We start from the raw sequence: 10,430 nt of genomic DNA, 5'->3' as shown, positions 1-10,430 counted from the left end.
CAACGCCACCACCCTCCACGCCACCCTCACCCCCACCACCCCCGACACCACCCACCTCACCATCACCGACCCCACCGGCACCCCCGTCCTCACCGCCGGTCTGACCCTTCGCGCCTTCGATCCCAGCACCCTCGGCTCGAACCGCGACCCGCTCTACACGGTCGACTGGCAGAAGCTGCCCGTCCACCCCGCCGACACCGGCACCGACACCACCGACTGGGCCCTCGTCGGCCAGGCCGGCGACCCGATCGCGTCCGCTCTCGGCATCACCGAGACCCACCCCACCCTGACCGCCCTCCGTGCCGCGGTCGACGCGTCCGGACGTACCCCCGCCACCGTGCTCCTCCCCTGGTCCGCCGCAGACCTCGGCCTCCCCGAAGGCGCCCACCACTCCGCCCACACCGCCCTGGCCGTCCTCCAGGAGTGGCTGTCCGACGAACGCCTCGCCGACTCCCGGCTGGTCGTCCTCACCCGGGGCGCCGTCGCGGCCGGTCCCGCCCCCGCGGTCCCCGCCCTCGCGGACTCGCCCGTCTGGGGCCTGCTGCGGACCGTACAGTCCGAGGCTCCCGGCCGGTTCACCGTCCTCGACCTCGATCCCGCGGTCCCGGTCCATGAGAGTGCCCGCCTCCTGCCCGGCGCCCTCGCCTCCGGTCGCGGCCAGCTCGCCGTCCGCGACGACGCCCTCCACGGGCCGACCCTCAGCCGCGCGAGCGCCACCGGCACCGTCGACTTCGACTTCGCTCCCGCCGGAACCGTCCTGATCACCGGCGCCTTCGGTCAACTCGGTGCCCTGCTGGCCCGGCACCTGGTGACCGAGCACGGCGTCCGGCACCTCCTCCTCACCAGCCGCCGGGGCGCCGACGCCCCCGGCGCCGCCGACCTCATCGCCGAACTCACCGAGTCCGGCGCCGAGGTCCGGGCCCTCGCCTGCGACACCACCGACCGCGACGCCGTCGCCGCCCTCCTCACCGCCGTACCCACCGACCACCCCCTCACCGCCGTCATCCACACCGCCGGCGTCCTCGACGACGGCATCATCACCGCCCTCACCCCCGAACGGCTCGACACCGTCCTGCGCCCCAAGATCGACGCCGCACTGCACCTCCACGAGCTGACAGCCCACCTCCCGCTGACCGCCTTCGTCCTGTACTCCTCCGTCAGCGGCCTCACCGGCACCGCCGGCCAGGCCAACTACGCCGCCGCCAACGCCTTCCTGGACGCCCTCGCCCACCACCGGCACACCCTCGGCCTGCCCGCCACCTCCCTCGCCTGGGGCCTCTGGGACGAGGGCGGCATGGGCGAGAAGCTGAACGAGGCCGACCTGACCAGGCTTCGCCGCTCCGGGATCGTCCCGATGGCGCCCGAGGACGCGCTGCGGATGTTCGACGCGGCACTCGGCCACGGCAGCCCCCTGCTCGCCCCGGTCGCCCTCGACAGCTCGGCCCTCCAGGCCAGGTCGGCCTCGGGCACGCTCCCCGAGATCCTGCGCGGGCTGGTTCGGACCGCCCCGCGGCCGCCCCGCGCGAAGGCGGCCCCGACCGCGGTGGCCGCCACCGGCCCGTCCCTGCGCGACCGGCTCGCCGCGGCCCCGACGGAGGAGCGCGAGCCGCTGCTCCTGGAGCTGGTGCGGGAGCACGTGGCGGCCGTCCTCGGGCACGGCTCGCCGGACCGGGTCGAGGCGGAGCGCGGGCTGCTGGACCTCGGGTTCGACTCGCTCACGGCGGTGGAGTTCCGCAACCGGATCAACAAGGTCACCGGGCTGCGCCTGGCCACCACGGTGGTCTTCGACCACCCGACCCCGCTGGCGGTCGCCCGGCATCTGCTCGCCGAACTGGCCCCGGCGGAACCGGCCGGCGCCGGGGACCCGTTGGAGGCGATCGACCGGCTGGAGGCACTGCTCAAGCAGCACTCGGCGGACGCCGCCGGCGGCGTCGTCCCGGAGGCGGCCGAGATCGCCCAGCGCCTCCAGTACGTGTTGCAGGGATGGCACGGGCTGACGGCCGAGGAGGACCCGGACGGCGACCTGGCGGCGGCGACCGACGACGAGCTGTTCGACGCCCTCGACAAGGAGCTCGGCCTGGCCTGATCCCGCCCGCCGTCCCGCTCCCGACCGACATTTCCAGCTGAAGGTAGATTCCGTGGCGAACAACGACGTGCCGAACAACCAAGCGGCGAACAACGAGGAGAAACTCCGCGAGTACCTCAAGCGGGCCACCACCGATCTGCGGCAGGCCCGACGGCGGCTGACCGAGATCGAGGACGCCCGGCAGGAGCCGATCGCGATCGTCGGGATGGCCTGCCGCTACCCGGGCGGGGTCACCACGCCCGAGGAGCTGTGGCAGCTGGTCGCCGACGGCACGGACGCCATCGGCACCTTCCCCGAGGACCGGGACTGGGAGGAGGACCTGTACGACCCGGACCCGCACGCGACCGGCAGGTCGATCACCCGGCACGGTGGATTCCTGTACGGTGCCGCCGGGTTCGACCCGGAGTTCTTCGGCCTCAGCCCGCGCGAGGCACTGGCCACCGACCCGCAGCAGCGGCTGCTGCTGGAGACCGCCTGGGAGGCCGTCGAGCGGGCGGGCATCGACCCGACCAGCCTGCGCGGCAGCGACACCGGGGTCTTCGCCGGGGTGATGTACCACGACTACGCCTCCCGGCTGCAGCCCGCCCCCGAGGAGTACGAGGGCTACCTCGCCAGTGGCAGCCTGGGCAGCGTGGCCTCCGGCCGGCTGGCGTACGTCTTCGGCCTGGAGGGCCCCGCCGTGTCCGTGGACACCGCCTGCTCCTCCTCGCTGATCGCCCTGCACCTGGCCGCCCAGGCGCTGCGGCAGGGCGAGTGCTCGCTCGCCCTCGCGGGCGGGGTGACGGTGATGTCCACGCCCAACACCTTCGTGGAGTTCAGCCGCCAGCGGGGCCTGTCCATCGACGGCCGGTGCCGTTCGTTCTCGGACGACGCGGACGGCACGGGCTGGGGCGAGGGCGCGGGCCTGCTCCTCCTGGAGCGCCTGTCCGACGCCCGCCGCAACGGCCACCCGGTCCTCGCCCTGGTCCGCGGCACCGCCACCAACCAGGACGGCGCCAGCAGCCGGCTCACCGCCCCCAACGGGCCCAGCCAGGAGCGGGTCATCCGCCAGGCCCTCGCCAACGCCCGGCTGACGGCCGACCAGGTGGACGCGGTCGAGGCCCACGGCACCGGCACCCGCCTCGGCGACCCGATCGAGGCGCAGGCCCTGCTGAACACCTACGGCCGCGCCCGCGACACCGAACACCCGCTCTGGCTCGGCTCGATCAAGTCCAACATCGGCCACTCCCAGGCCGCCGCGGGTGTGGCCGGCGTGATCAAGATGGTCATGGCGATGCGGCACGCGACCCTCCCTCGCACCCTGCACGTCAGCGAGCCCACCAGCCACGTCGACTGGTCCGACGGCACCGTCCGACTGCTCACCGACGCCCGCCCGTGGGGCACCGCGGACGACCGGCCGCGCCGCGCCGCCGTCTCCTCCTTCGGCATCAGCGGCACCAACGCCCACGTCATCCTCGAACAGTCTGTCGAGGAAGCCGCGGAGCCGAACGCCGAGGAGCCGCCGGCCTCCGCTCCGGCCGCCCTCGAACTCCAGGCCCTGCCCTGGCAGTTGTCCGCCAGGTCGGCAGAGGCCCTGCGCGGCCAGGCCCGCGCCCTGGCCACCCACCTGGAGCGGCCGGGCACCGACACCACCGCCGCCTCCCACGCCCTGGCCGCCCGCACCCGCTTCGACCACCGCGCCGTCCTGCGCGCCGCCGACCGCGAGGGCCTGCTCGCCGGCCTGCGCGCGCTCGCCGAGGGCACCGAGGCTCCGGGGCTGGTCACCGGCACGGTCCGGCCGGGTAGGACGGCGTTCCTGTTCACCGGACAGGGCAGCCAGCGCCCCGGCATGGGCCGCGAACTCTACGAGGCGGTACCGGCGTTCGCCGCCGCCTTCGACGACGCCTGCGACCGCTTCGACCGGCTGCTCGACCGTCCGCTGCACGAGGTGCTGTGGGGCGGCGGCGAGGCTTCGGAGGTGCTGCACCAGACCGCGTACACCCAGGCCGCGCTGTTCACCCTGCAGATCGCCCTCTACCGGACGCTGGAGCAGCAGGGCATCGTCCCCGACTACCTGATCGGCCACTCCATCGGCGAGGTCGCCGCCGCCCACGTGGCCGGGGTGTTCTCGCTGGAGGACGCGGTGAGCCTGGTCGCCACGCGGGGCTGCTACATGCAGGCCGCGCGCAGTGACGGCGCGATGGCCGCCCTGGAAGCCACCGAGGAGGAGGTGCTGGCGCTGCTGGAGGTACTGGGCCGCGGGGTCGACCTCGCGGCCGTCAACGGCCCGCGCTCCACCGTCGTCTCGGGTGACACCCCGGCGGTCGAGGCCGTCGCCGCGCACTTCACCGCCCAGGGCCGCCGCACCACCCGCCTCCAGGTCAGCCACGCCTTCCACTCGCCGCACATGGCCGGCTTCCTGGACGACTTCCGGGCCTCGATCGGCAAGCTGACCTTCCGCCCGGCCAGGATCCCGGTGATCTCCAACCTCACCGCGCAGCCGGTCACCGGGGAACTCACCGACCCGGCGTACTGGGCCCGCCACGTCCGCGAGGCCGTCCGCTTCCACCCCGGCATCCAGTACCTGGAGGCCGCGGGCGTCACCCGCTTCCTGGAGCTCGGCCCCGACGCCACCCTCACCGCGCTCACCCGCCAGAGCCTCACCACCGACGCCGTGGCGATCCCCACCCTGCGCAAGAACACCCCCGAGACGCAGTCCCTCGCCACCGCCCTCGCCACCCTCCACACCACCGGCCACACCCCCACCTGCTACCGGCCGGCCTCCCCCACTCCCCACGCCGACCTCCCCACCTATGCCTTCCAGCGCCGCCACTACTGGCTGGCGGCCCGCCGGACGGCCGGCGTCCAGTCCGGCACCGACCACCCGCTGCTGAGCACCGCCGTCCGGCTGGCCGAGGGCGACGGGCTGGTCCTCAGCGGCCGGTTCTCCACCCGCACCCACCCGTGGCTGGCCGACCACACCATCGCCGGGGCCACGCTGCTGCCGGGCACCGCCTTCGTCGACCTCGCGCTGCACGCCGCGGAGCTGGCCGGAGCGGCGACGCTGGAGGACCTCACCCTGGAGGCGCCACTGGTGCTCGGCGGGCCGGGCGCCGTCGAACTCCAGCTCACCGTGGAGGGCCCGGACGACCGCGGGCTGCGCGCCTTCGCCGTCCACTCGCGCACCGAGGAATCCGCCCCCTGGACCCGGAACGCGACCGGTGCCCTCTCCGACGCGGCCTCCGGCACCGACCCGGACGCCGGGGTCCTGACCGCCTGGCCGCCGGCCGGCACACCGGTCGACCTGACCGACCTCTACCCGCGCCTCGCCGAGCGCGGCTACGCCTACGGCCCGCTCTTCCAGGGCCTCGTCCGGGCCTGGCGCGACGGCGACACCCACTACGCCGAGGTCCGCCTGCCCGAGGGCGCCGCCACGCAGGGCCACGCCCTCCACCCCGCGCTGCTGGACGCCGCCCTGCACCCGTGGGCGCTCGCCTCCGGGGCGCTGGACGCCGACGAGGACGGGTCCGTGCTGCTGCCGTTCAGCTGGTCCGGTGTACGGCTGGCGGCGCTGGGAGCGCGCACGCTGCGGGTGCGGCTGGCCCCGGCGGGCGAGCGGACCATGCGCCTGGACCTGGCCGACCCGGAAGGAGCGCCGGTGGCGACGGTCACCGCGCTCACCGCGCGCCCCGGCTCGCAGCGGGACTTCGCCGCCCTCGCCGGCCCGGCCGCCCGGGCCGCGCAGACCGCGGGCGCCCCGCTGCACCTGGTGGAGTGGAAGCCGCTGGCCACCGCCCCGCTCGACCCCGCCGCCTCCGCCCGGGGCGTCCACGTCCTCGCGCCGGACGGCCTCGGCCTCGCCGACGCCCTGGGCGCCACCGTCCACGCCGACCTGGCCGCGCTGCGGACGGCCCTCGCCGGGGAGTCGGCCCCCGCCCTGGTCCTGGCCGCGCTCACCGGAAAGTCCCCGGCCGACGCCGAACTGCCCGACCACGCCCGGGGGCTGGCCGAACGGGCCCTCGCCCTCACCCAGGAGTGGCTGGCCGAGGGCGTCCCCGACGACGCCCGCCTCGTCCTGGTCACCCGGGGTGCGGTGGCCGCCCGCCCCGGCCCGGAGATCCGCGACCTCGCGGCGTCCACCGTCTGGGGTCTGGTCCGCACCGCCCACTCCGAGCACCCGGACCGCTTCGGCCTGCTCGACCTCGACGGTCCGCTCGCCGAGGGCCCGACCGGGGCCGTCACCGCCGCCCTGCGCTCCGGCGAGGAGTTCCAACTCGCCGTGCGCGACGGCAAGGTGTACGCCCCGCGGCTGGTCCGCGCGGCCGCCGCCACCGAGTTGCTCACCCCGCCGCCGGGCACCGAGCACTGGCGGCTGGACGTGCGCAGCAAGGGCAGTCTGAGCGACCTGGCCCTGCTCCCAGCGCCCGAGGCCGGTGCCCCGCTGGCGCCCGGCGAGGTACGGGTGCGGGTGCGCGCCGCCGGCCTGAACTTCCGCGACGTGCTGATCGGCCTCGGGATGTACCCGGGTGACGAGGCGCAGATCGGCGGCGAGGCGGCCGGCGTGGTGCTGGAGACCGGGCCGGGGGTCACCTCGGTGGCGGTCGGCGACCGGGTGATGGGGCTGTTCCCGAACGCCGTCGGCCCGGCGGCGGTCACCGACCACCGGTGGCTGACCCGGATGCCGCGGGGCTGGAGCTTCACCGACGCCTCGGTCGTCCCGGTGGTGTTCCTGACCGCCTTCCACGGCCTGGCGGACCTGGCCCGGGTCCGCGAGGGCGAGTCGCTGCTCGTGCACGCCGCGACCGGCGGCGTGGGCCAGGCCGCGCTGCAGCTGGCCCGGCACTGGGGCCTGGAGGTGTACGGCACGGCCAGCGCCCCCAAGTGGGAGACGCTGCGCTCGCTCGGTGTGCCCCAGGAGCGGATCGCCTCCAGCCGCACCCTCGACTTCGAGGAGCAGTACCGGGCGGCGACCGGCGGCCGGGGCTTCGACGTGGTGCTCAACTCGCTGGCGCAGGAGTTCGTGGACGCCTCGCTGCGCCTGCTGGCGCCCGGCGGGCGCTTCCTGGAGATGGGCAAGACCGACATCCGCGACGAGGCGCGGGTGCGCGAGAGCTTCCCCGGAGTGTCGTACACCGCCTACGACCTGATGCGGGTGCCGCGCGAGCGGGTCCAGGAGATGCTGGCGGAGCTGGTCGCCCTGTTCGAGGAGGGGGCGCTGCGCCCGCTGCCGGTGACGGCCTGGGACGTCAGCCACGCCCCGGAGGCGCTGCGCCACCTGAGCCAGGCCCGGCACACCGGCAAGGCGCTGCTGACGCTGCCGGCCCCGCTGGACCCGGAGGGCACGGTGCTCGTCACGGGCGGCACCGGGACCCTCGGCGGTCTGCTCGCGCGGCACCTGGTGACCCGGCACGGCGTCCGGCACCTGCTGCTCACCAGCCGCCGCGGCCCGCAGGCGCCGGGCGCGGCGGAGCTGCTGCGGGAGTTGGCCGACCTCGGCGCCCGGGCCCGGATCGAGGCCTGCGACACCGCCGACGAGGCCGCTCTCGCCGCCCTGCTCGCGTCCGTCCCGGCGGACCACCCGCTGACCGCCGTCGTGCACACCGCGGGTGCGCTGGACGATGCCGTCCTGACCGCGCAGAGCCCGGGGCGGCTGGCCACCGCGCTGCGTCCCAAGGCGGACGCCGCGTGGAACCTGCACCGGCTCACCCGTCACCTGGACCTGAGCGCCTTCGTCCTCTACTCGTCGGCCAGCGGCCTGACCGGCACTCCCGGCCAGGCCAACTACGCGGCCGCCAACGCCTTCCTGGACGCCCTGGCCCACCACCGGCACACCCTCGGCCTGCCCGCGACCTCGCTGGCCTGGGGTCTGTGGGCGCAGGCCAGCACCATGACCGAGGGCCTCGGCGAGGCCGACCTGGCCCGGATGGCCCGGGACGGCGTCCTGCCCCTGGAGAACGAGCAGGGCCTCGCGCTGTTCGACGAGGCGCTGGCGGGCCGTCAGCCGCTGGCCGTGGGGCTGGGCCTGGACCTGTCGGCGCTGCGCCGCCGGGCCGCGGCCGGCGCTTCCCGGCCGCTGTTCGCCGAGTTGGTGGGCCGGGCCCCGGCCCGCCGCACCGCGGCGGACGGCGGGGTCGCGGCGCCCGACGGCGCCCGGGCGGTGCGCGAGCGGCTCGCGACGCTGGACCAGGCGGAGCGGCAGGGGGAGTTGGTCGACCTGGTGCGCGGCCATGTCGCCGTGGTGCTCGGTCACACCGACGCCGGGACGATCGGGACCGAGCGCCCGTTCAAGGACCTCGGTTTCGACTCGCTGACCTCGGTGGAACTGCGCAACCGGCTGGCCGCGGCCTTCGAGCTGCGGCTGCCGACCACGCTGGTCTTCGACCACCCGACCCCGATCGACCTGGCGCGGTTCCTGGCGCAGGAGCTGGCCCCGGCCGAGGAGGACGGGCTGGCCTCGGCGCTGGCGGACCTGGAGCGGGTGGAGCGCCGGCTGGCCTCACTGCCCGCCGGGGGCGGGGACCGGCACCGGCTGACCGGCCGGGTGCGGGAGTTGCTGCTGCGGCTGGAGGCCGCCGAGAGCGGGGACGGCGAGGGAGGCGACCGGGGCGCGCAGGTGCAGCTGGGCGAGGCCTCGGACGACGACCTGTTCGACTTCATCGACAGCGAGCTCGGGGTGAACTGACCCGCCCTCATCTCGCTTCAACGTCACGCCGACTGATGGGCGTTGATAAACGGGGACCCTCCCTGTATCTTCTCTGGAGGATACAGGGAGAGTCCCCGTTTAGGTTCTGAGGAGACAGCACACCCATGAGCGAACAGACTTCGGCGACCACTGCGGGCGCTCGCCCGACGGGCGTCGCGGGGGCAGGGACGAAGGAGAAGCGCCCGGGCGTGGTGCTCGTCCTCGTCCTGGCCCTCCAGACCATGCTCATCCTTGACGTCAACGTGGTGAACATCGCCCTTCCCGACCTCAAGGACGCACTGGGCTTCACCCCCACCGGCCTTTCCTGGGTGCTGAGTTCGTACCTGCTGACGTTCGGCGGCCTGCTGCTGCTGGGCGGCCGGGCCGGCGACATCCTGGGCCACCGCAAGGGCCTGCTGGTCGGTGTCACGGTGTTCACGGCGGCCTCCCTGCTCGGCGGCCTGTCCACCTCGGCCGGGATGCTGCTGGCCGCGCGGGCCATCCAGGGTGTGGGCGCGGCGATCGCGGCACCGACCGTGCTCGCCCTGATCGCCACCCACTTCACCGAGGAGAAGGCCCGCGCCAAGGCCCTCGGCGCGTACGCGGCGGTGTCCGGCTCGGGTGCGGCGATCGGCCTGATCGGCGGCGGCCTGCTCACCGACTGGCTCTCCTGGCGCTGGGTGCTGTTCATCAACGTGCCGATCGGCCTGGTACTGCTGATCCTGGCCCCGATGTTCATCCACGAGACCGACCGCACGCCCGGTTCCTTCGACCTCGGCGGCGCGCTCAGCTCCACCCTCGGCATGACCGCACTGGTGTACGGCTTCATCCGCGCCGCCGAGCAGGGCTGGGGCGACGGTCTGACGATCGGTTCGTTCGTGGCGGCGATCGTCCTGCTGGCGCTGTTCATCGTGGTGGAGAACAAGGCCAAGCAGCCGATCACCCCGCTGCGGCTGTTCGCCGACCGCAACCGCGCCATCGGCTATCTCGCCCTGCTGTTCGTGATGGCGGCGGGCAACTCGATGTTCTTCTTCCTCACCCAGTTCCTGCAGGAGGTCAGCGGCTTCAGCCCGATCAAGGCGGGCCTGGCGTTCGTCCCGCTGGCGCTGCTGATCCTCGGCTCCTCCAGTGTGTCCGCCAAGTTGCTGCCGCGCTTCGGCGCCCGGGTGCTGACGGCCGTCGGCTCCGCCGCCATCAGCGTCGCGCTGATCTGGTTCGCCCAGATCACGCCGTCCTCCTCCTACGTGTCCGCGCTGCTCGGCCCGATGGTCATCGCCGGGCTCGGCATGGGCGTCCTGCTGGTCGGCGTCACCACGATCCTGTTCTCCGGCATCAAGCCGGAGGAGACCGGCGCCGCGTCGGGCCTGCTGAACGTGATGCAGCAGATCGGCGGTGCGCTGGGCCTCGCGGTGATGGTGACCGTCTTCGGCGCGGCGAGCCGCGGCGCCGAGGCCCCGGCGGGCCTGGACACCAAGGGCGCGGCCGACTACGTCCTGACCGAGGGCGTCACGGCGGCCTTCAGCTGGGGCGCCGGGTTCACCGCGCTGACCATCCTGCTGACCCTGGTCATGCGGCGGATGACGGCCGGCGGCGACGCCCAGCAGCAGAACGAGCAGCCCGTGCACGCGGGCCTCTGACTCTCGGGCGATTGTCCGAGAACATCCGCCGGGTGCGGCTGCCCCC

2 protein-coding genes and 1 pseudogene are annotated in these 10,430 nt (G+C 74.8%); all 3 read left to right on the top strand.

What is annotated here, in order from left to right; genetic code table 11:
• The coding region (locus ACGF13_RS39820) for an SDR family NAD(P)-dependent oxidoreductase (RefSeq protein WP_392884501.1) at positions 1 to 2,086 on the top strand (2,086 nt) is incomplete at its 5' end.
• Positions 2,087 to 2,189: 103 nt separating this feature from the next.
• A pseudogene (locus ACGF13_RS39815) lies at positions 2,190 to 8,747 on the top strand (beta-ketoacyl synthase N-terminal-like domain-containing protein); the annotation flags it as partial.
• Between the two features lie 125 nt (positions 8,748 to 8,872).
• Positions 8,873 to 10,384 carry an MFS transporter gene (locus tag ACGF13_RS39810; protein ID WP_392884500.1) on the top strand — a complete coding sequence of 504 codons (1,512 nt, stop codon included), beginning with the start codon at positions 8,873 to 8,875 and terminating at the stop codon, positions 10,382 to 10,384.
• Positions 10,385 to 10,430 lie beyond the last annotated feature (46 nt).

It is taken from the genome of Kitasatospora sp. NPDC048286, from assembly GCF_043201735.1.
Lineage (GTDB): Bacteria > Actinomycetota > Actinomycetes > Streptomycetales > Streptomycetaceae > Kitasatospora.
The sequence above is the reverse complement of the archived record's forward strand: the minus strand, read 5'-3'. Positions and strand labels throughout refer to the sequence as shown.

Coding starts and splice junctions, on each gene's coding strand:
- ACGF13_RS39810 (WP_392884500.1), top strand. CDS start 8,873: ATGAGCGAACAGACTTCGGCGACCACTGCGGGCGCTCGCCCGACGGGC.